Origin of the sequence: Anaerococcus sp. AGMB09787 (genome assembly GCF_022808955.1) — a bacterium.
Lineage (GTDB): Bacteria > Bacillota > Clostridia > Tissierellales > Peptoniphilaceae > Anaerococcus.
Map to the genome: position 1 here is coordinate 113820 of NZ_JAKZEY010000012.1, position 23342 is coordinate 137161.

Sequence of the window (23342 nt, forward strand, 5' to 3'; positions counted from 1 at the left end):
TATGATAAAAGTTATAATAATGGCAGCGGGTGAGGGAACCAGGATGAAATCTGATACATCCAAGGTCCTTCATAAGATTTTATCTAAAGAAATTATAAGGTATGTCTATGATGAAAGTAGGCTAGATAATAGCGAGACTATAATCATAGCTGGCAAAAACAAAAACAGCCTTGAAGAAATCTTTGATGGAACAAGGATAATAGAGCAAAAGATAGGCGAAGAATATCCATACGGTACAGGCTATGCTATATCCCTTGCCAAAGACTATATAGACGATAATGACGACGTCCTAGTTTTAAATGGTGATATTCCATTAATTAAAAAAGAAGCTCTTGAGGATTTTGTCAAAGCCCACAAGGAAAGTGGAGCTAGTGTATCAGTACTATCAAGTATTGTAGAAGATCCTACTAATTATGGAAGAATTATTAGAGATGGGGATAATAATTTTGAGGCTATAATCGAACATAGGGATTTAAGGGATGATCAATTAGGAGTAAATGAGATTAACATTGGAATTTATGTCTTTAAGGGAGATGATCTTAAGTCTTCTCTTGATAAGCTAGATTCTAATAATGATCAAAATGAACTATATATTACTGATTGTATCAAGATCCTTAGAGACTTAGGGAAAACTGCCCATGCCTTTGTCAATGATGATCCTAGTCTTTTTTATGGGATCAATAATAAGAAAGAACTAGCTGAAGCGATAGAGATTATGAGAAAAAGAATAAACGATGCCTATATGTTAGATGGCGTCATAATAGAAACTCCTAATACAGTAAGTATAGAACCAGGAGTTATAATCGGCAGAGATACTATCATCTCTGGTAATGTTGTAATAAAGGGAACTACAAAGATTGGTTCCAATTGTACAATACTAGGCTCAACTAGGATTGAAGATTCTACAATAGAAGATAAGGTAAAGATAGATAATTCTATAATTGAATCATCATATATGGAAGAAGGATCAGACATAGGTCCATATTCTCACCTTAGACCAAAGGCTCACTTAGGTAAAAATGTCCATATAGGTAATTTTGTTGAAGTCAAAAATGCTAATGTTGGAGAAGGCACTAAAGCTGGTCACCTTGCTTATATTGGAGATTGTGATTTAGGTTCCAATATAAATATTGGCTGTGGGGTTATATTTGTTAACTATGATGGTAAATTTAAACATAGGTCAATAGTAGAAGATAATGCCTTTATTGGATCTAATTCCAATATAGTAGCTCCAGTTCATATTGCAAAAGATGCTTATGTAGCAGCTGGTTCTACTATTACCAAGGATGTAGGTTTTGGGGAATTATCTATCGAGAGAGCTGAACAAAAAAATATCGAAGGTTATACTGAAAAGAAAAGAAAAAGAGATTTAGAAAAACTTGGGAGAAGAAATGACAACTAATTGTAATAATGGAAAATACATTCAAAGAGGAGAATTAACACTTTTATCAGGAAATTCAAACAGAGACCTTGCAGAAAGCGTGGCTAAGTATCTAGGAATAGAGCTTCTAGATGCTGATATTGAAAAGTTTAAAGACGGCGAAGTATCTGTCAAAATCAACCAATCAATAAGGGGCAAGGATGTATATATTATGCAACCAACATCAAGCCCTACTAATGATAACCTAATGGAGCTACTCATTTTGATAGATGCTTGTAGGAGGGCTTCTGCAGGCTATATTAACGCTATCGTGCCATACTATGGCTATGCTAGACAAGATAGGAAGACAAGGGGTCGTGAACCTATAACTGCAAAACTCGTAGCAAACCTACTAACAACTGCAGGAGCTGATAGGGTTGTTACAATGGACCTTCACGCTGGACAAATCCAAGGATATTTTGATATACCAGTAGACCATTTTTCAGCTATAAGACTCTTATCAACCCACTTTACAGATATAGTAAAGGATAATGCTGATGATTATGTTGTAGTAAGTCCGGACCTAGGTGGAGTAAGAAGGGCAAGAGAGTTTGCTGACTATCTAAAACTACCTATAGCTATTATTGAAAAGAGAAGACCAAAACCAAATGTATCAGAAGTAATGTCTGTTATCGGTGAATTTAAGGGAAAACACGCTATCATAGTTGACGATATGATAGATACAGCTGGTACTATAACCAATGCCAGTGAATTTTTGATAGATAGTGGAGCTAAGGATGTATATATAGTTGCTACTCACGGAGTATTCTCAGGAGATGCTATAGATAAACTCAATAACTCTAGGGTAAAAGAAGTAGTTATTACAGATACCATCAAACAACCTGCAGAAAAACTTATTGATAAGCTAACTATCATGTCAATCGCACCACTTTTAGCTGAAGCTACCCACAGGATAAATACTTACGAATCAATCAGTGGCTTATTTGCGGATGGAATGTAAGGATGTATTTAATAGTTGGACTAGGTAATCCCGGTTTACAATACGAAAATACCAGACACAATATTGGCTTTCTAACAATAGATAGGCTAAGTGAAAAATATGGTATTAAGGTAAAAAAACTAAAATTCAAGTCACTTTATGGTCAGGGAGAAATTTCTGGCCATAAAGTTATGCTAGTAAAGCCACAAACCTACATGAATAATTCGGGAGAAGCCGTAAGAGAGATAAAAAATTTCTTTAAAATAGATGTAGAAAAAATCATTGTTATTGTCGATGATATTGATATAGATTTTGGTACAATAAGGATTCGTAAAAAGGGATCTGCTGGAACCCACAACGGAATGAAATCAATCATCTACCAAATCCAAGATGACAACTTTACAAGAATTAAGGTCGCTGTTGGCCAAAAGCCAGACTATATGGACCTAGCGAACTTTGTCCTATCAGGATTTAGTGAAAGTGAAGTTAAGGTAATTAGGGATGAGATTGATTTGGCTGTTGAATCTATAGAGATGATAGTCGATGAGAGAGTAGACAAGGCAATGAGCCTCTATAATTCTAAGAGACTTTTGGAAGACTAAGATGAACAAATTAATTCAAACTATAGGCGAATTGGACCAATTAAAGGAAGTAGCAAATAATATTGAAGACTATTCACCTATTTACCTATCAGGACTAACAGATGGTTTCAAACCTCACTTAGTCCTTACTTTATTTGAAAAATTTAATAAGAGCATTTTACTTATAGCAGAAAATGAATCGAGAGCTAATAGGTATCTTGATGATATAAATGGTCTTGGGGAAGATAAGGCCTATCTTTTTCCAAAGATTGATATCAACTTCTATAATATAAATAACCTAGATAGCAAGACTAGCTCACAAAGGATGGGAGTTATAAATAGACTAATTAAGGGAGAGAAGTCCATTATAATAACAAGCCTTGAGGCCCTTACAAATAAGCTAACCCCAGTGGACTATTATAAGAACTCATTCTTTACCATTGATGAAGATTCTATTATTGATATAGATGATTTTATAAGAAAGCTATCAGATCTTTCTTATAGTCCATCCTCCCTGGTAGAAAACAAGGGAGAGTTTGCTAAACGTGGATCCATTATAGACTTCTGGCCAGTTGATTTAGATAATCCGATAAGGCTTGAATTATTTGATGATGAAGTCGATTCGATAAGGGCCTTTGATAAGGATAGTCAAAGAACCATAGAAAAAATATCAAGGGTTGAAATAGGCCCTGTTTCTGAGCTTCTATATTCAAAAGAAGATTATGATAAGGTAATCAAGAATATAAAGAGCGAAATAGATAGCCTTTCGAATAACAGTGTATATGATTACCAAAAACTCATTAGCAAGTATGAGCAAATAATCTCCTTTATAGATAACAGTATATATGTTGCCAATGACGACATGATCAATCCCTACAGGAAGGATAATTACTCAAACTTTTTTGATTATCTAGATCAAAATACAATAGTTGCCTTTGATGATTTAAGTAGGATAGCCAAATCCTATGATGAAGCCTACAGGGCTTTCCTAGAAGATCTTGCCCTTCAAATGGAAAATGGGGAAGTATTTAGTAGCTTTGAGGATGTTAGGATAGATATTAATGACATTTATCCACTTATTGAAGAATATAATATTATAAATCTAACCTCTATACTAAAAAGAGCAAAGCTATTTTCTCCCAAAAAAATTATCGAGATTAAGGCAATAGAGGCTGAAAACTTTAATGGTAAGCTTGACTATTATTTGGATCGAACTATAGAAATAGCCGTTAATAAGGGCAAGGTATTTGCCCTAGCCTCAAGTAGTGAAGAGGCTGATAAATTATTTAATTCCTACCTAGATAAAAATTTTGTGAGCGTAGGTAGGGCTGAAGAAGACCTTGATTATAACAAGATTCCAATTCAAATATCAGATAAGTCTTCAAGCACTGGCTATTATCTAAGGGACTTAGATTTTTATGTCTTTACAAGTAAGGAAATATTTGGTAGTCAAAAGAAGGCTAAGAGGAAAAAAACTAATAAAAAGCCTTCCTCAAATCAGATTATAAACTACTCTGACCTTGATATAGGGGACTTTGTAGTTCATGAAAATAACGGTATAGGAGTCTACCAAGGCCTCAAAAAAATCGAAGTAAATAATATAGAAAAGGATTTTATAGTAATCCAATATAGGGGAACAGACAAGCTCTTTGTACCAGTTGATCAAATGAACCTTGTAAGTAAGTACATAGGTTCTAAGGGAGAAAAACCTAAACTATCTTCACTAGGAACAGCTACCTGGCAAAATGCTAAGAATAGGGCCAAGAAGGCTGTAGATGAAATAGCAGATGACTTAGTAGATCTCTATGCTAAGAGGGCCAAAACCAGGGGACATGCCTTTAGTAAGGATACGGTGTGGCAAGATGAGTTTGAGAATTCTTTCCCTTATGAAGAAACCTATAGTCAAGTAAGGTCTTTAAATGAAATTAAGGCTGATATGGAATCCGATATTCCTATGGACCGACTCCTTTGTGGGGATGTTGGCTTTGGAAAAACTGAAGTTGCCCTAAGGGCTGCCTTTAAGGCTGTTATGGATGGTTACCAGGTAGCCTTCTTGGTGCCTACTACAATTCTTGCCAATCAGCATTATGAGACTATGCTCAAGCGTTATGAAAAATTCCCTATTAATGTTCAGATGGTATCTAGATTTAATTCCAAGCAAAAACAGGATAAAATCCTAAAGGATCTAAAACAAGGCAAGGTCGATATAATAGTGGGTACCCACAGGCTCTTGTCTAAGGATGTTGCCTTCAAGAAGCTAGGCCTTCTGATAATAGACGAGGAACAAAGATTTGGAGTAAAGCATAAGGAAAAGCTAAAGAAAATTAAGGCTTCTATCGATGTTTTATCCCTATCAGCAACCCCAATCCCAAGGACCCTCCAAATGTCCCTATCAGGAATAAGAGACCTATCAACCTTAGATGAGCCACCAGAAGAAAGAATGCCAGTCAATACCTATGTTATAGAATATGATGAAGCTATTATAAAGCAGGCCATGGATAGGGAGCTTAATAGGGATGGTCAGGTCTACTTTGTCTACAATAGGGTAAATAATATCGACAAACTCTATAATCACATAAGTAGCCTAGAGCCAGATTCCAATATAGGCATAATCCATGGTAAGCTAAGTCCTAGACAGATAGAAGAAACTATGATGGACTTTGTCAATGGGGACATAGATATACTTTTGGCGACAACTATCATAGAAACTGGAATGGACATAGCAAATGTAAATACTATGATAATTTTCGATGCTGATAATCTAGGACTTGGTCAACTTTACCAACTTAAGGGAAGAATTGGTAGGGGAAATAGGTCATCCTATGCTTACTTTACCTATAGAAGTGGTAAAGTATTAACAGAAGTTAGTGAAAAGAGACTTAAGTCCATCAGAGATTTCTCTGACTTTGGTTCAGGCTACAAGATAGCAATGAAAGACTTAGAGCTTAGGGGAGCAGGCAATCTCTTGGGTGAGAGCCAATCGGGCCATGTTGAGGCAATAGGATATGATCTCTATGTCAAGTTCCTTCAAAATGCTGTAGAAAAAGCTTCAGGTAAGGATATAGATATCAAAGAAAAATTAGATGTCTATGTTGATATCAAGGTTGATGCCTATATACCTAACTTCTATATAGAAGATCAATCTCAAAAAATAGAGATTTATAAAAGAATTGCAAGTATAGAAAACGAAGAAGATTACAATGATTTACTTGAAGATTTGATAGATGTATATGGGGATATACCAGTAATGGTAGACAATATTATGTATATCGCCCTAATAAAATCTTTAGCAGATCAAGTTAATATACGTGAAATTCGAGAAAAAAACGGTAATATTAATCTATATTTTGAAAATAAAGATACCTTTACTTTCAAAGAACTGGCCGAGATAAATCAAACCTTTGAGGGAGAAATGTCACTTGATCTTTCAGTAAATCCGGCCTTCAAAATTCCGGTATCTAAGCTAAAACTTATTGATACCTACGAATTATTAAAAACAATAAAAAAAATAAGGAGTTAATATGAAAAACAAATTTATTCCGGTAGTATTGCTTGCGTCAGTACTTTTTGCTGCTTGTGGTAACCAAAATACTACAACAACAAATGAAACTAGCAGTAATCAAACAGAACAAAGTCAAAAGGCAAGTAGCAAGGAAGACCTTGATGATAATACAGTTGCTATAGTAGCCGGAGAAAAAATCAGCAAGGATGATTACAAAGAGGAAATTAGTTTTTATGCCTCAATGCTTGCAAGCCAACAACAACTTAAGCAATCAATAGTAAATATGATGGTCCAAGATAAACTTATCGAAAATGACATCAAGAAGAATAACATCGAGATAAATGATAAGGAAGTTGATGATTCTCTTATGACTGCTATCCAAAACTCTGGTGGTCAAGAACAATTTGACAAAAACTTAGATGATTACAACATGGATATTGAGAAATTTAAGGAAACACTAAGAAAAGACTTGGTTTATACAAAACACAGAGAATGGTTCGAAGCAAATAATAAGCCAACAGACGAAGAAATTAACAAATATTTTGAAGAAAATAAAGATAGCTTAATCAAGGTAGATGCTAGTCACATCCTTGTAGGAGATGAGGAATTAGCTAAGGAAATTAAAGAAAAAATTGACAATGGTGAAAATTTTGAAGAATTAGCTAAAAAATATTCTGAAGATACAGGATCTGCTGCAAATGGTGGTGCGCTAGGAGCATTTGGCAAGGGTCAAATGGTTAAAGAATTTGAAGAAGTTGCTTTTTCTTTGGGCGAAGGTGAGATAAGTGATATAGTTAAATCACAATACGGCTACCATATCATAAAAGTAAATGATATTAAAGATAGTGTAGATGATGTAAAAGAAGAAATAATAAAGGCCCTAAACGACAAAAAATATTCAGATTACCTAAAAAAGCTAAATGAAGATTCTAACGTAGTAACAGAATTTTCAGTAGACAGTGACGAAGAAACTCCAAGTACTGAATCTGAAAATACAGAAACTTCAAACGTAGAAAGCACAACTACTGAAAGTACTAGTACCGAAGAAAATGAGGGTTCTGTAGAAACAGAAGCTTCCACAGATGAAGAAAAGAATAAATAATTCAAGAAAAAACAATATAATATGGCTTGCAGGTCTTAGCCTGTTATTAGTCTTATCCTCTTGCTCCAGAGGCTCTACCACTGCCAATGCTATAGCTACTGTTGATAAAGAAATAATAACTAGTGAAGAATTTAGAAATGAATTAGAATTCTACCACAGCTATTATACAAGTCTTTATGGAAGTGACTTTTGGAATGAGAAGTATAAGAAAAATAAGACCTATGAGCAGGTCCTCAAGGATGATTTAATTGATTCTATGATCAAGGATAAGGTAATGCTAAATGACTTAAGAAACAATAAGGTAAAGGTTGATGAGAATTTAGCCATAGAATTGAAAGATAAACTTACTGATACCCTTAATGGAGAAGATAGCCTTAGGGCAAACATTGATGCCCTAGGAGTTAATGAAGCATCATTTGAGGATATTTTATACAATGATTCGATAAGGGAGAGACACTACGATTATTTCTTGGAGTCTAATTCTATTAAAGATAAGGAAATCTTAGAATACTATGAGGAAGATGAAAATCTTCACAGGATGTATAAGTACGATGCCCTAATCTTTGAAGATGAGACCTTTGCTAAGCTTGCCAAGGAAGAGATTAAGTCTAGTGAAGACTTCAAAAAGATGTTAAATCAAAAGGTAAAAAATTTCGAAGTTTATAAGTCGGACTTTGTCTATGCCGATGATGAGCTTTTATCCTTATCAAAATTAAAGGAAAAAGAAGTAGTAAGTGATGTAATAGCTTATGAAGATAAGTATGTTATTTTGATGATTAATTCGTACAATGACAATAAAACAGAACTTTTGATTAATGCTAAGGATATCTACTTAAGAAATGCCTACGAAAAATATTTAAATGACCTGGTAAAAAAATCTAAGATTAAGGTTTTTGTTTGAAAGGCTTGAAATAAGTAAATTTCTTATGTATAATCTATTTTAGAGTTAAACAGAATTATAGTGATTTATAGGAGGAAACATGAATAAATCAGATTTATTAGTAAATATTTCAGAAAAAAGTGGTCTTAAAAAGAGTGATGCAGAAAGAGCTTTAAATGCATTCATAGAAACAGTTACAGAGAGCCTAATCGAAGGAGATAAGGTACAATTAGTTGGTTTTGGAACATTTGAAGTTAGAGATAGAAAAGCAAGAGAAGGAAGAAACCCTAGAAAACCTGAAGAAGTAATTCAAATTCCAGCATCTAAAGCACCAGTATTTAAAGCAGGAAAAACTCTTAAAGAAGCTGTTAATAAATAATATTGGGATATGAAAAAACCGGTCTTGAAATAAAGTACCGGTTATTTTTTTACCTCAAATTTATCTGATAAATCAACACTAGTATCAACCCTTATAGTTTTAAAATCATTGTAATAGACCATGCCAGGTTTAGCTCCCTTGGCCTTATTTACATTTTTCTTTTCTGTATAATCTACATCAACCTTGATACCCTTAGGGATGGATGAGTTAATGGCAGCAAGATAGGCTCCTATATAGATATCCTCATCATTAATATTGTCATTTCTTAGGATAACATGGCTTCCAGCTAGGTCTTTTATATGGAACCAGATATCATCTTTATTGGCAAATTTTAAGGTTAGTTCATCATTTTGCTTGGAATTTTTACCGACAAAGATATCAGACTCATTTGCTGTTACATAGTGGTATGGCTTAGACTTTTTGTGGTGGATTTTCTTACTCTTAGAATTTTTCTTTATAATCCTTGCATCTTCTAATTCCTCCCTTATATCCAATAAGTCATCTATACTTTCTGACCTATTTATGAAATCTTGTACTTGGAGGAGGTACTTGTGAAGCTCGTCTTGCTTAGGCATATCCTTTATGGCATAATCGTAGGAGGCCTTTAGTTTCTTAGCCTTATCGTAGGCAGCCTTAACATTATCCCAAGGATTTTTGGAAGGGTCTATAGGAACTTCTACTTCCTTGTTATTATCATAAAAGTCTAATAGGCTGACTTTGCTATCGCCCTTATTTATTTTGTAAACATTGGCAGCTAAGAGGTCTCCCTTTCTTTTGTAGGAGTCAATTTTTCCTTTTTTGTCTAAGTTATCAGAGAGAATTTTTTTCTTCCTCAAAACTGATTTTATATTGGAGTTGATCTTTTTGTTCAAATCACTTTTCATCTGATTTAGTCTATCATGAGTCTTGTTGGTATTGAAATATTCCTCAATAGCTTCACTCATAGTTGGATAAGTCATCTCTTCAAGGGCTAAGTTGCTCAGCCTTATGGTATGAAAGTCCTTAGCTTTTTTTGTATTTGAATAGGAAAAAGAACCTAAGTCATTGGTTTTGATCTTTACTCTTAGGCTTAATAACTCATCGTTTAACCTTTCCTTCTCATCTTCGCTAACAAGTCCCCAATTAATCCTATCGTCAATTCCTGCTCTTGCTATTAGCTCCTTACCAATAGATGGAGAAAAGCCCGTATAATTTTGTTGAAAAATTTTGTATGGGACTTGGTTGTCTGGAAGTTTTTGATCGATAGTGAATATGTCCCTAGTAAAGGATTCTTCGCTTATATCTACCTTATCATCTCCTATAAATTCATAGGGGAGGGATGGGAAGATCTCTCTAACAGAAGACATTTCTTCATTGACTCTTTTTATAGCATCAATAATCTTCATATCTTCATCTACCAAGATTATATTAGAATATTTGCCCATAATTTCTACTATGAGTTTTTTATTTTTATCAAAGCCAAGCTCATCTATGGATGATATAGAGAAAATTATGACTCTATCGAGTCCCTTTTGGCTTATATCTACAATTTTACCTTGGTTAATATGCTTTCTTAATACCATACAAAAATTTGGTGGTTTGTCTGGATTTTCATATTTTAATTTTGTTAAATTAACCCTAGCCTCGTTATTATTGGCACTTAGTAATAGTTTATAAGTCTTACCACGAGAATAAATATTAAAAACTATGTCGTTTTTTGATGGTTGATTTATCTTTTGAATTTTGCCTCCCAAAAGTAAGTCTTTGAGTTCATTAACAACTTTTCGAGTTACTATTCCATCATACATCTAATCACCTCACTTGAAATTATACATTTAATTTCTTATACTTGAAGTAAAACTTTTCTAAAAGTAGAATATGAATAATAAGGGGGCTAGATGAAAAAGGGATTTTTATTAGTTATTTCTGGGCCATCAGGCGTCGGAAAAGGAACTGTATTACACGATCTTATGAATACTCAATCAAATCTTGTTTATTCTGTTTCAGCTACAACTAGGAAGAAGAGAGACGGCGAAATAGAAGGAGTTTCTTATTTTTATAAGAGTAGGGAAGAATTTGAACAGATGATTAAAGAGGGCAAGTTTTTGGAATATGCCTACGTTCACAACAACTATTATGGAACTCCTAAGGAATTTGTTGAAGATAAGATCAATGAAGGCAAAATTGTCATACTTGAGATTGATGTTCAAGGAGCTGTTAATGTCAAAAAGAACACTGATAATGGGGTATTTATTTTCTTGGCTCCTCCATCATTAAAGGAATTAGAAAATAGGATAGTAGGCCGTGGTACAGAGACTGATGAAGACATTAAACTAAGGATGCATAACGCTAGAAAAGAGCTTATGTACATAAATGACTATGACTACTTAGTGGTTAACGACCATTTGAACTCTGCCATCACTTCAGTTAACGAAATAATTAACGCTGAAAAACATAGGGTATATAGAGAAGACGATATAGATTTTAAGGAGGATAATAATGAATAATCCATCATTTAAAGAATTAGGTGAAATAAGTCCAAGCAGGTACGAAATAGCAATGATGGCTGCCAAGAGGGCTAGAAGAATTGTAAATGGATCAGCTCCACTTACAGAAGACATTGAAGCAAAGCCAGTAACTCAAGCTTTACATGAAATCATGGAAAGAAAAGTCAGCAAGGATGAGTGAAGAATTAAATGTTTTAGCAGGTAAAAATATCCTAATTGGTGTAACAGGTGGGATAGCTTGCTACAAGATATTAGAACTTTGCTCAAGGCTAAAAAAGAAAAATGCTAATTTGAAGATTATTGAAACAGCTGCCGCAAAGGAATTTATAAAGCCTGCTGCCTTTGAAACAATGGGAAAGTGCAAGGTTTACTCAGACTTATTTGAAGGAACCAATGACCAAGTCCACCATATAGAACTTGCAAGATGGGCAGATATATTTCTAATAGCACCAGCAAGTGCCAATACTATAGCAAAGATGGCTAACGGTATAGCTGATAACTTCCTAACATCAACTTATCTAGCCTATGATAAGGACCTTATTCTTGCACCAGCTATGAATACTGTAATGCTCCACAACAAGGCAACAATTAAGAACCTTCAAACCCTAGCAGACTATGGAGCTATGATTATCCAACCAGAAACAGGAATGCTTGCCTGCAATACCATAGGTGATGGAAGGATGGAAGAGCCAGAAAATATTGTAATGTACTTAGAAGAGTTTTTTGCTAGTAAAGATAGTAACCTAGACCTTGCTGGCAAGAAAATTATAGTAAGTGCTGGTCCAACCATCGAACCAATAGACTATGTCAGATACATAACTAACAGGTCATCAGGAAAGATGGGATACAATATAGCAAATGAGGCAAGGAGAAGAGGGGCAGAAGTAATCTTAGTGTCAGGTCCAGTTAATCCGATGGATACACCAGGTATCACAAAAATTGAAGTAAAAACTAATGAGGATATGCAAAATGCCATTGATGAGCATTTTGCTTCTAGTGATGTTCTAATAATGGCCGCAGCTCCAGTAGACTATAAGGTAGCTAATCCTTCAGATAAAAAAATCAAGAAGAATGGTTCTAACCTTGATTTAAACTTGGTAGAAAATGTAGATATAGTAAAATATTTTGCAGATAAAAAGGATGAGCAAACTATTGTCGGATTTGCTGCAGAAACAGATGATCTCATTGATAATGCCAAGGCTAAACTTGAATCTAAGGGGCTAGACTATATAATTGCCAACAACCTCAAGGATGAGGGGGCAGGCTTTGATGTAGATACCAATCTTGTTAGCATTATCTCCAAAGACCAAGTAAAAAATCTTGATCTAATGAAAAAAACAGAACTTGCTAATGTTATTTTAGATTTAATTAGGTGATTTTTTGTACGCAAAAGTAATAATTGACACTAATAGTAGATTTTTGGATAGGGCCTTTACCTACGAAATCCCCCAAAGACTCGAAGGTAGACTCTCTCTTGCTATGCGTGTTTTAGTACCCTTCGGTAAGTCGGACAAGCCTCATGTAGGCTTTGTATATGATTTAGTTGACGAGATTGATGGGGATTATAAAACTAAAGAGATTATAGGTCTAATAGATGAAGAGAAGCTAATATCAAAGGAATTACTTGATTTAGCTTTTTTTATGTCTAAGAGGTACCTTTCTCCCATCCAGGCAGCCATAAGACAAGTCCTACCACCAGGAAAGATTAAGGATATAAAGGTTTATTTCCAAAATATATCTAAGGAATCAAGTGAGCTTCTAGATTTTCTAAACAAAAAAAGAAGTCTAGAAGAAATAAAGGAAGCCTTCCCATCTTATAAAGACGAATTAGCTAAACTTTTAGAAGAAGGTCTAGTCAAAAAATCCTATGATGTAAAAAAGACTGACCATATTACCTACCAGGAATTTGTAAAGTTAGTGGATAAGGATAGGGGGAAAATTAAAAGTAATGCCAAAAACCAGCTAGCTATTTTTGATTACTTAAAGGATAAGGACTGGGTCCCAGTTAAAGAGGTTATGACCTCTACTAAGGCTCCAAAGTCTACTATTAAGGCTCTTGTAGATAAAAATCTTCTCGCTATTAGAAAAAAAGAAGTAAACAAAGAAATAGAAAAAATAAAATATAATTACGGGAAATTTGTCCTTAACGAAGACCAGGACAAAGCCCTTGGTCAAATAAAGAAAGATAGGGCAGGGCATTTCTTACTTTATGGAGTAACGGGCTCTGGCAAGACAGAAATATTTTTACAAATGGTAGAAGAAGTAATAAGTGAGGGCAAGGAGGCTATTATCCTAGTACCAGAAATCTCCCTAACTCCCCAAACTATAGAGAGATTTAAGGGGAGGTTTAAGGAAAAAATAGCTGTAATCCACTCAAGGTTAACTCCTAAGGAACGCTTTGACCAATGGAGGATGATAAAAAATGGTGAAGTAAAAATAGCAATTGGGGCAAGGTCAGCCATCTTTGCACCCTTTAATAATCTAGGTCTTATAGTGATAGATGAAGAACACGACCAGTCCTATATCTCAGGTCAAGATCCCAAGTACCATACTGATGAAATAGCAGCCTTTAGGGCAAACTACCATTCATGTAACCTTATCCTAGCATCAGCCACCCCTTCCTTAAATAGTCTGGATAAGATGCTTAACAAGAAATATAAGCTCATCAAACTTAATTCTAGAATTAACAAGACCACGCCTGATATAGATATAGTTGATATGCGTGAAGAGCTTAAGAAATCAAACTATTCGATGCTATCACTTAAACTCCAGGAAGAGCTAAGAAAAAATCTTAGAAATGGTCAACAATCTATCCTCTTTTTAAATAAGGTGGGCCATGATTCCTTTACCTTTTGTAGGTCCTGTGGGTATGTCGTTAAGTGTGATGCCTGTGATGTAGCTATGACCTACCACAAAAATGTTGATAGGCTAGTCTGCCATTACTGTGGTAGAACTAAGAAGCAACCCAAGATCTGTCCAGTCTGCCATAGTACGAAGATTAAGGAATTTGGGGCAGGAACTGAAAAATTAGAAGAAGAAGTAAGGGCCTTATTCCCAGAAGCTAGGGTCATGAGGATGGATTCAATGACAGCTAACAGTAAAAAGTCCTATTACAAGATGTATGAGATGATGAAAAATGGGCAGATTGATATCCTTCTTGGGACCCAAATGATAGCTAAGGGCTTGGATTTCAAAAATGTAAGTCTTGTTGGCATAGTAGCAGCTGATTTATCCTTAAATGTTGGTGACTTTAAGGCCAATGAAACTACCTTTGAATTATTGACTCAAGTTAGTGGAAGGGCTGGTAGGGGAGATATCAAAGGCAGGGTTATAATCCAAACCTACAAGGCAGAAAATTTCGTAATCCAAGCAGCCAAGAATAATGACTACAAGGCTTTTAGCGAAAGAGAACTACAAATTAGAAAGGCCTTCTCATATCCTCCTTACACTAATATTATAAGTATAAAAATTATAAATGAGGATAGGCACAAGACATCAGCTATAGCGAAAGAACTCTTTGATGATATAAATAAACTCACCTTGGATATGGATGAGGTTAGTATTAGTGGGCCAAATCCTTGCAAGATTTCAAGAATTAACAATAAATATAGGTATAATATTTTAATAAAGGCTGAGGATAAGGACTTGAAATTTATAAGTAAGCTTGTAGAAGATTTGAGGATGGACTATATCAATAAATACAAGGACACAAGTATAATACCTGCTCTAAATCCAGTAAATATAAACTAAGGAGGAAATATGTTTGATTTTTTCAAAAAAAAGAAAAAGAACCCAGATATTGAGGAATTTACTGTTGAAGAAAAAGAAGAAAAAGCAGCTGATGAAATTAGTCAGATGCAAAGTGAAGAAGAGGCTAACGATACAAGCTTAGATGAGATAGTCGAAGAAAGCGAAGAAAGAAGTGACTTGGTAGAAGAAAATCCTATAGAACTTGAAGTTCAAAGTGATGATGAAGAAGAAAAAACTGGTTTCTTTTCAAAAATAAAAATGGGCCTCGCTAAAACTCGTAAGCAATTTACTTCAAACCTCAAAAACTTGTTTACTTCAAATGTAAAAATCGATGATGACCTCTATGAAGAATTAGAAGAAATTCTAATATCAGCAGATATAGGTATGACTTCAACTATAGAAATTGTAGAAGAATTAAAAGATGAAATAAAGGCAAGGTCTATCAAAGATCCTAATGAAATATATCCTGTTCTTAAAGAAATTATGGCTAATAAGCTTAAAGAAAATAACTTAGAAAATAAGCTAAAATTAGAAAAGGGAAAGCTCTCTGTTATTTTGGTAATAGGAGTTAATGGAGTAGGAAAGACTACAACCATAGGAAAGCTTGCCTACAAGCTAAAAAATGAAGGCAAAAATGTCATGCTTGCAGCAGCTGATACCTTTAGGGCAGCAGCAATTGATCAATTAGGAGAATGGGCAAGTAGGGGAGATATTGAGATGATATCCCACAAGGAAGGTGCTGATCCATCAGCTGTAATATTTGATGCTATCAAATCTGCGAGGGCAAAAAATGTAGATGTCTTAATCTGTGATACTGCAGGCAGGCTCCATAATAAGAAAAACCTTATGAAAGAGCTAGAAAAAATAAACAAGACTATAGATACCCATGCCAAGGATGCGCTAAGAGATAACCTATTAATCTTAGATGCTACAACTGGTCAAAATGCTCTAAGTCAACTTAGGGAATTTAAAAATGTAACAGATATTACAGGACTCATCCTTACAAAACTTGATGGAACAGCCAAGGGTGGAGTTATTTATCCACTTCAACTTGAATTAAATGTCCCAGTAAAATATATTGGAGTAGGAGAAAGTATTGATGATATAGAAGAATTTGATCCAGATTCTTTCGTAGAAGCCATATTTTAATTTGAAATCTAATTAGAAAATGGTAAAATCTATACGTACTACGAATAAACATATCCTCGGATGGAGATTTCGTTGCCTACAAGGTTTGTATTTCCAGTAGAAGAGGATAGAAGAATAAACGGAGGTAAAAATTTATGTCAGTAGTTTCAATGAAAAAATTACTAGAAGCTGGTGTTCATTTTGGACATCAAACTAGAAGATGGAACCCTAAGATGGCTAAGTACATCTTCACAGAGAGAAACGGAATCTATATAATAGACCTACAAAAGACTGCAGTACAAATCGAAGAAGCTTACAACACAGTAAGAGATATTGTAGCTGATGGTGGTCGTGTACTATTTGTAGGAACTAAAAAACAAGCCCAAGATTCTATTAAACAAGAAGCAATCAGAAGTGGTCAATTCTACGTATCCAACAGATGGTTAGGTGGAATGTTAACAAACTTCAAAACAATCAGACAATCAATCAACAAACTAAAGAAATACGAAAGCATGGAAGAAGACGGAACATTTGACCTACTTCCTAAAAAAGAAGTTCTTCAATATCAAAAAGAAATGGATAAACTAGAGAGAAACTTAGGTGGTATCAAGGAAATGGAAGAGCTACCTGATGTATTATTTGTAGTAGATCCGGGAGAAGAAGAAATAGCTGTACACGAAGCAAAAATCCTAGGTATCCCAGTAATCGCTATAATCGATACAAACTGCGATCCTGATGAAGTAGACCTACCAATTCCTGGAAATGATGATGCTATTAGAGCTGTAAAACTTATTACATCTATTATAGCTGACGCTGTAGTTGAGGCTAACCAAGGAAATCAATTTGATCCAAACGAAGAAGACTTTGTAGAAGATCAAGATGAAGAAGTTGAAGAAACTGAAGCAAATGAAGAAGAAACTTCAGAAGAATCTGAAGTAACAGAAGAAGAAATTATTGAAGCTAGCGAAGAAATAAAAGCTACAGACCTAGAAGATAAGGAAAATTAAGGAGATAACCATGGCAATTAGTGCAAAATTAGTTAAAGAATTAAGAGATAGAACAGGTGCCGGAATGATGGATGCTAAGAAAGCCTTAGTAGAAACTGATGGTGACATCGATAAAGCTCAAAGACTTCTTAAAGAAAAAGGACAAGCTACTCTTGATAAAAAATCTGGTAGAATTGCTGCTGAGGGTGTTATTGGTTCATACATTCACAACAACAAGATTGGTGTTATAGTAGAAATCAATACAGAAACAGACTTCTCAGCTAATACTGATAAGGTTAAGGACTTTGCTAGAGATATAGCTATGCACATTGCAGCGGTAAATCCTAAGTATATCTCTGAAGAAGATGCTAGCGAAGCTGACGTGGCTGAACAAAAAGATATTCTCGTTAAACAAGCTCTTAACGAAGCAAATGACAATATGCCAGAAGATAAGAAGAAAATGATAGCTGAAAAGAAGGTTGAAGGAAGACTTAAAAAATGGTTCTCTGAAGTATGCCTACTAGACCAACCATTCGTTAAAAACCCTGACCAAACTATCGAAGAATATCTAAGAGATACAGCAAACGATGTTGGAGAAAACATCAAGATTAGAAGATTTGCTAGATTTGAAGTTGGCGATGGCTTAGAGAAAAAAGAAGAAGATTTTGCAGCTGAAGTTCAAAGCCAAATGAATAAGTAAAAATTTATAAAGGGGAGCTCGAGGCTCCTTTTTTATTGTTATATTTAAATTTTTTTGGGTATAAAAATGAAGTAATGTAAATACGTTTCTACTTTTAGAAAAGAAAGGATACTTATATGACAATAAAAAATAATGGAAAAGAATTAATAGGTAATACACCTTTATTAAAATTAAATTCTCTTAAGAAAGAGGGAAGAGCTGACATTTATGCTAAAATAGAAAAAAATAACTTGGCTGCATCTATCAAAGATAGGGTTGCTCTGTATATGATAGAAGATGCAGAACAAAAGGGACTTCTAAAAGAAGGTGGTACAATCGTAGAGCCAACTAGTGGTAACACAGGTGTTGCTCTAGCAGCAATAGCCGCTGCCAAGGGTTACCATCTAATCCTTACCATGCCTGCATCAATGTCTATAGAAAGAGCTAAGCTTGCTATGGCCTACGGGGCAGAAGTAATAAGGACTACTGAGGGGGCCCTACAAGGAGCCTATGACAAGGCTAAGCAATTAGCTGATGAAAATAGATACTTCTTCCCAGATCAATTTTCTAATCCTGCTAATGTAAGAGCCCACTACGAAACAACAGGTCCAGAAATCCTAGAAGAAATCACACCAGATGCCTTCATAGCAGGTGTTGGTACAGGTGGAACTGTCAGTGGTGTAGGTAAGAGATTAAAGGAAACTAATGAAGATACAAAAGTTTATGCCATAGAGCCTAAGGAAAGTCCACTCCTATCTGGAGGTGAGGCAGGATCACATAAGATCCAAGGTATAGGTGGTAACTTTATTCCAGCTAACTTAAATTTTGATATAGTTGATGGAATTGTAGATGTAGCTGGTGATGATGCCATAGCTATGTCTAGACAACTAGCTAAAGATGAAGGATTAGTAGTAGGAATATCTTCAGGAGCCAATGTTGTAGGAGCTATAGAAATAGCTGATAAACTAGGAGAAGGAAAAAGCGTAGTAACAGTATTACCTGATACAGGAGAAAGGTATTTATCAACAGAACTTTATGACATCGATCAATTATAATGAATATAAAGAAGAATTAGTAAATGCAGCCCTAGACCATGACCCTGCTTTAACTAGCAGGGAAGAGGCTGCCCTATTTTCACCAGGGGTCAAGGCCTTGCTAAACCACTTCCAAGCCCATGAACTTTACCTAAGAGGTGAATTATATGAAGCACAAGAACTTGCCTACAAATCTAGGCTAGAAACAGGTATAGAAATCCACCCAGGGGCAAAGATTGGACGTAGGTGTTACATAGACCATGGTATGGCTATTGTTATTGGAGAGACTTCAGAAATTGGTGATGATTGCTTGATTTATCATTCTGTCACCCTTGGGGCAATTTCTGGTGAAAAGGGTAAAAGACATCCGACCATAGGAAACAATGTAATGATAGGAGCTGGTGCTGTCTTGCTAGGAGCTATAAATATAGGCGACAATGTTAAGATAGGTGCAAATGCAGTGGTCCTAGAAGATATTCCATCAGACTCAACTGCTGTAGGAATACCAGCAAAAGTTATTAATAACAAGTAATTTGAATCGGCACTTTATGGTGTCGATTTTTATCTTTACTTGACACTTATATAATCCTGTGCTAAAACTATAAGGAAGATGTGTTTTTAAAATATTTATTACATAAGTGAGGTTAAAATGAAAAAGAATATTGTATTTGTTATGGCTGACCAATTCAGATATGATGCTTTGGGAATCCATAATGATGGTCTCATATCTACACCGACCTTCAATGAATGGGCCAGGCAAGGGATAGACTTCTCTAATTGCTACAGTGCTACACCTACCTGTGTGCCTGCAAGGGCTACTCTTTTTTCTGGATTAAGTCAAGACCATACAGGTATCGTTGGCTATGACGATGATGCTAATTGGAACTTCCCCTATAAGCTAGCAGAAGAATTTTCTAAGAGGGGCTATTATACCAAGGCTGTAGGTAAGATGCATGTAAATGGGCCAAGAAAAAGGATGGGTTTTGACCATGTAGAACTCCATGACGGTTATCTCCATAGGAGAAGAAATGCTAATAATGAAAATTCTCTTGCCTACGACAATGTAGATGACTACTACAATTGGCTAAGGGAAAAGATAGGAGCAAATACAGATATAATCGATGGGGCCGTTGAGTGTAATTCCTATGTGGCTATGCCCTTTCCCTATGAGGAAAAATACCATCCAACTAATTGGGTTGTAGATAGATCTATTGATTTTCTAAGGACTAGAGATCCAAAGGAGAATTTCTTTCTCTATATGAGTTTTGTAAGACCCCATAGCCCTTATGATCCACCAAAAAATTATTTCGATATGTATTATGATGAGTTAAAAGATGTAAGCCAAGAAGACCTATCAAATTGGGCAAGAGATATGGGACTTGACCACAAGGTAGAGGCCATAAATGCCTTGACTGGATTTCTTAGTAAGAGGGACTATAGGACCATGCTTGCAGGCTACTATGGATCTATTAGCCATATTGACCACCAATTAAATAGATTTATGATAAAGGCCAATGAGTATAACTTATTCGATAATACTATTTTTGTCTTTACATCAGACCATGGGGATATGCTAGGTGACCATTACCTCTTTAGAAAAGGCTTTGCCTACCAACCTTCTATACATATACCCTTACTTATATATGATCCAAGCCATGAGCTTGTTGGTAAGACTAAATCAGGAAGTCTTGTAAGGGAACTAGTTGAACTTAGGGATATAATGCCTAGTCTCATAGATCTTGCTACAGGTGATAAGCTAGAAGGTTTAGATGGTGAGTCTATAAGGGATCTAATAAATGATGAGAATATTAAATGGAGGTCCTACCTCCATGGAGAGCATATGTTGGATGAATTCTCTAATCATTTTATTATACAATTACCCTACAAATACATTCGGTATAGCCAGAGTGGTAGGGAGCAATTATTTAATCTAGAAGATGATAGCAAAGAAAATAATGATCTTTCTAAAGATGAAAAGTACAAAAATATTCTAGCAAATCTAAGGTCTATTCTAATTGATGAGCTTAGAGACCGTGAAGAAGGTTTTGTGAAGGATAATAATTTAGTAGTGGGAGTAGACCTAAAAGCTATCCTAGCTATTAATGAAAATTATAAGGAGATATAATGACAAAGCAAAAGTATATATCTTACTTGGACTTGTTTTTGTCCTTGTTTAAGATAAATGCAGTAACATTTGGTGGGGGATATACCATAGCACCAGTTATAATGAATGATTTCTGCGATAAAAGACAATTAATAACCAAAGACGAAATGCTCGATATGATTGCCCTAGCCCAGTCAGGTCCTGGTGCCTTAGCAGTATCAACATCCCTTCTTACTGGTTACAAAATTAAGGGATTTAAGGGAGCCTTGGTAGGTGCAGCTGCTTCGTTTTTACCACCTTTAATAATAATATCAATAATATATTTTTTCTATAAGGAAGTAGCTACAAACTATTGGGTGAGGGCTGCCTTAAGGGCTATGAGTGGAGTAATAAGTGCAGTTCTAGTTATAACTACCCTAGACCTTGCCAAAATTTCACTTCAAGAATACAAGACCTTTTCCCTTACTGTCATGGTCATAAGTTTTTTAGTAGCCTACTTTACTTCAATTTCTGTTGGAATTATAGTCTTGATACTAGCAATACTTGGAGCAGTAATATTTGGATTAAAAGATAAGGAGCTAGTTAAATGATTTTATTACAACTATATTTTTCGTTTTTAATAATAGGGTCTGTTGCCTTCGGTGGGGGATATGCAATACTACCCTTGATCCAAGATGTAGTTGTCAATAACAAGGGATGGCTAAATATGACTGAAATGGCAGATATAGTAACCATTTCACAACTCACACCTGGCCCAATAGCTGTTAATGGGGCAAGCTTTGTAGGTACCAAGATAGCGAGCCTACCAGGTTCTCTCCTAGCTACCCTTGGAGTAGTTACTCCTCAAATAATTTTGATGCTAATATTAGGATCTCTTCTTTTTCGTGGTAAAAAAGTTAAAATACTAGATAATATGCTCAAGGCCCTAAAACCTGGTGTAGTTGGACTCATAGCCAAAGCAACAGTAGACCTAATTCATTCCTCTATATTCATAAATAATTTCTCCCTTCCACTTGATTATATAGCCCTAGTTGGATTTGGGGTAGGTCTTGTATTATATTGGAAAAAATTCGACATTATCAAACTTATAGGAATAGGAGCTTGTATAGGACTAATATTGGGAGTGGCAGAAAAATTTATACTTTAAATATAAATAACTTTGAAATAAGCTGAATTGTTAAAAAATTTACTAAATACTATTTTGAATTATTTGAAAAAGTGGTATTATATAACTAGTCATAGTAAGGTTGTCTAGTAAAGATTTTCCTAATGGGTTTTTGGTATTTGGACTTCGTAAATATTTGCAAATAAGTACCTACAAAAATACCGTTTGAACTCCGTATAATTGACAAAAAACGCTTTACTAAATATAATAATATGATATTATTAATATAAGGAGGTTATATGAAGACAACATTAGTAATAATGGCTGCAGGTCTTGGATCTCGATACGGTAAAGGTATTAAACAACTTGCCAAGGTAGATGAGAATAATAACACCCTAATGGATTATTCAATCTATGATGCTGTAGAAGCTGGATTTGACAAGGTTGTATTTATTATTCGTAAAGAAATCGAAGAAGAATTTATGGAAATCATTGGTAACAGAATCAAAGATCACGTAGAAGTAGAACTTTGTTATCAAGACCTTGATGATCTTCCTGAAGGATTCGAGAGACCTAGCAACAGGACCAAACCATGGGGGACTGTACAAGCGATAATTGCTACTAAGGGCGTAGTTAATGAACCTTTTTTAGTAATAAATGCTGACGATTATTATGGCAAGGAAGCCTTCAGTCTAATGCATGATTACCTACTAGAACATGCTAATGAAGATAAACTTCAAATCGGTATGGTTGGCTATAGACTCAAAAACACTATTTCCGACAATGGTACTGTAAATAGAGGTATCTGCATAGTTAGTGAAGATGGTAAGCTTGCAAAGATTATGGAAACACACAAGATTATAAATGAAGATGGTATTATCAAGAGTGAGGAAAACCTTTCAGAAGATGTCCTCAACTTAGATTCTGTAGTTTCTATGAATGTATGGGCTGTATATCCTAAATTTATCGAATGCTGCGAAAAGTATTTTAAAGAATATCTAGAAAATAATAGGGATAAGCTTGATACTTTAGAGTACGTATTGCCAGATATGATTGAACAAATGCTAAGAGATGATGTTGCTGAGGTAAGCGTTTTGCCTACCAAGGAAAAATGGATAGGTATCACCTACCATGAAGATTTGGCTCCAGCAGTAGAAGCCTTTGAAAAGATGCTGGATGACGGGGTTTATCCTAGAGATATTTGGGGATGAATTCACAATTATTTTGTTACATATCAATTAATATGTATAAATAAATTCTCGGAGG

At 35.0% G+C, this 23342-nt stretch carries 21 protein-coding genes; 20 read left to right on the forward strand and 1 reads right to left on the reverse strand.

Annotated features, from left to right (window positions below):
- The first annotated feature begins 1 nt into the window (after position 1).
- From glmU to MUN42_RS04100, 7 genes are all read left to right on the forward strand, one after another.
- Positions 2–1402, forward strand: coding sequence for a bifunctional UDP-N-acetylglucosamine diphosphorylase/glucosamine-1-phosphate N-acetyltransferase GlmU (glmU, locus tag MUN42_RS04070; protein WP_243343115.1), 1401 nt, complete (start codon positions 2–4; stop codon positions 1400–1402).
- Entirely contained in the window at positions 1392–2381 is a 990-nt protein-coding gene (locus MUN42_RS04075) for a ribose-phosphate pyrophosphokinase (protein WP_243343117.1), read from the forward strand. The genes glmU and MUN42_RS04075 overlap by 11 nt, the downstream gene beginning before the upstream one ends.
- A 2-nt stretch (positions 2382–2383) precedes the next feature.
- Positions 2384–2962: an aminoacyl-tRNA hydrolase gene (gene pth, locus MUN42_RS04080; RefSeq protein ID WP_243343118.1), complete on the forward strand. Its 579-nt coding sequence runs from the start codon at positions 2384–2386 to the stop codon at positions 2960–2962.
- 1 nt (position 2963) lies between these two features.
- A complete protein-coding gene (mfd, locus tag MUN42_RS04085) occupies positions 2964–6461 on the forward strand; it encodes a transcription-repair coupling factor (RefSeq protein WP_243343119.1) in 3498 nt (1165 codons plus the stop codon).
- A 1-nt stretch (position 6462) separates the two neighbouring features.
- Entirely contained in the window at positions 6463–7545 is a 1083-nt protein-coding gene (locus MUN42_RS04090; protein ID WP_243343120.1) for a peptidylprolyl isomerase, read from the forward strand.
- Positions 7526–8446 (forward strand): SurA N-terminal domain-containing protein, encoded by a 921-nt coding sequence (locus MUN42_RS04095; protein WP_243343121.1) that lies wholly within the window; start codon positions 7526–7528, stop codon positions 8444–8446. Before MUN42_RS04090 ends, MUN42_RS04095 begins: the two co-directional genes overlap by 20 nt.
- A 79-nt stretch (positions 8447–8525) precedes the next feature.
- Positions 8526–8804, forward strand: a complete 279-nt coding sequence (locus MUN42_RS04100; protein WP_243343122.1) for an HU family DNA-binding protein — start codon at positions 8526–8528, stop codon at positions 8802–8804.
- A 41-nt stretch (positions 8805–8845) separates the two neighbouring features.
- Here the strand turns inward: MUN42_RS04100 and MUN42_RS04105 are convergent, their stop codons facing one another.
- Positions 8846–10591: an NFACT RNA binding domain-containing protein gene (locus MUN42_RS04105; RefSeq protein ID WP_243343124.1), complete on the reverse strand. Its 1746-nt coding sequence runs from the start codon at positions 10589–10591 to the stop codon at positions 8846–8848.
- A gap of 90 nt (positions 10592–10681) precedes the next feature.
- Here MUN42_RS04105 and gmk point away from each other — a divergent pair, with 90 nt between their 5' ends.
- The 13 genes from gmk to MUN42_RS04170 all read left to right on the forward strand — a co-directional run bounded on the left by gmk (position 10682) and on the right by MUN42_RS04170 (position 23287).
- Positions 10682–11290: a guanylate kinase gene (gene gmk, locus MUN42_RS04110; RefSeq protein WP_243343125.1), complete on the forward strand. Its 609-nt coding sequence runs from the start codon at positions 10682–10684 to the stop codon at positions 11288–11290.
- The gene (rpoZ, locus tag MUN42_RS04115) at positions 11283–11471 is read left to right on the forward strand and encodes a DNA-directed RNA polymerase subunit omega (protein WP_243343126.1); all 189 of its coding nucleotides are present in this window, start codon (positions 11283–11285) and stop codon (positions 11469–11471) included. The genes gmk and rpoZ overlap by 8 nt, the downstream gene beginning before the upstream one ends.
- Positions 11434–12666 carry a bifunctional phosphopantothenoylcysteine decarboxylase/phosphopantothenate--cysteine ligase CoaBC gene (gene coaBC, locus MUN42_RS04120; protein ID WP_243343127.1) on the forward strand — a complete coding sequence of 411 codons (1233 nt, stop codon included), beginning with the start codon at positions 11434–11436 and terminating at the stop codon, positions 12664–12666. Before rpoZ ends, coaBC begins: the two co-directional genes overlap by 38 nt.
- A 4-nt stretch (positions 12667–12670) precedes the next feature.
- Entirely contained in the window at positions 12671–15040 is a 2370-nt protein-coding gene (gene priA / locus MUN42_RS04125) for a primosomal protein N' (protein ID WP_243343128.1), read from the forward strand.
- 9 nt (positions 15041–15049) lie between these two features.
- Positions 15050–16189, forward strand: coding sequence for a signal recognition particle-docking protein FtsY (gene ftsY / locus MUN42_RS04130; RefSeq protein ID WP_243343129.1), 1140 nt, complete (start codon positions 15050–15052; stop codon positions 16187–16189).
- 134 nt (positions 16190–16323) lie between these two features.
- On the forward strand, positions 16324–17175 hold the full coding sequence (gene rpsB, locus MUN42_RS04135; protein ID WP_243343131.1) for a 30S ribosomal protein S2: 852 nt from the start codon (positions 16324–16326) through the stop codon (positions 17173–17175).
- Positions 17176–17185: 10 nt separating this feature from the next.
- Positions 17186–17854, forward strand: coding sequence for a translation elongation factor Ts (tsf, locus tag MUN42_RS04140; RefSeq protein WP_243343132.1), 669 nt, complete (start codon positions 17186–17188; stop codon positions 17852–17854).
- A gap of 116 nt (positions 17855–17970) precedes the next feature.
- The gene (cysK, locus tag MUN42_RS04145) at positions 17971–18888 is read left to right on the forward strand and encodes a cysteine synthase A (protein WP_243343133.1); all 918 of its coding nucleotides are present in this window, start codon (positions 17971–17973) and stop codon (positions 18886–18888) included.
- The gene (gene epsC, locus MUN42_RS04150) at positions 18869–19399 is read left to right on the forward strand and encodes a serine O-acetyltransferase EpsC (RefSeq protein WP_243343134.1); all 531 of its coding nucleotides are present in this window, start codon (positions 18869–18871) and stop codon (positions 19397–19399) included. Before cysK ends, epsC begins: the two co-directional genes overlap by 20 nt.
- Before the next feature lie 117 nt (positions 19400–19516).
- Positions 19517–20992 carry an arylsulfatase gene (locus MUN42_RS04155; protein ID WP_243343135.1) on the forward strand — a complete coding sequence of 492 codons (1476 nt, stop codon included), beginning with the start codon at positions 19517–19519 and terminating at the stop codon, positions 20990–20992.
- Positions 20992–21561: a chromate transporter gene (locus tag MUN42_RS04160; protein ID WP_243343137.1), complete on the forward strand. Its 570-nt coding sequence runs from the start codon at positions 20992–20994 to the stop codon at positions 21559–21561. The genes MUN42_RS04155 and MUN42_RS04160 overlap by 1 nt, the downstream gene beginning before the upstream one ends.
- The gene (locus MUN42_RS04165) at positions 21558–22118 is read left to right on the forward strand and encodes a chromate transporter (protein WP_243343138.1); all 561 of its coding nucleotides are present in this window, start codon (positions 21558–21560) and stop codon (positions 22116–22118) included. The genes MUN42_RS04160 and MUN42_RS04165 overlap by 4 nt, the downstream gene beginning before the upstream one ends.
- Positions 22119–22375: 257 nt before the next feature.
- Positions 22376–23287 carry a sugar phosphate nucleotidyltransferase gene (locus MUN42_RS04170; RefSeq protein WP_243343139.1) on the forward strand — a complete coding sequence of 304 codons (912 nt, stop codon included), beginning with the start codon at positions 22376–22378 and terminating at the stop codon, positions 23285–23287.
- Positions 23288–23342: the final 55 nt, after the last annotated feature.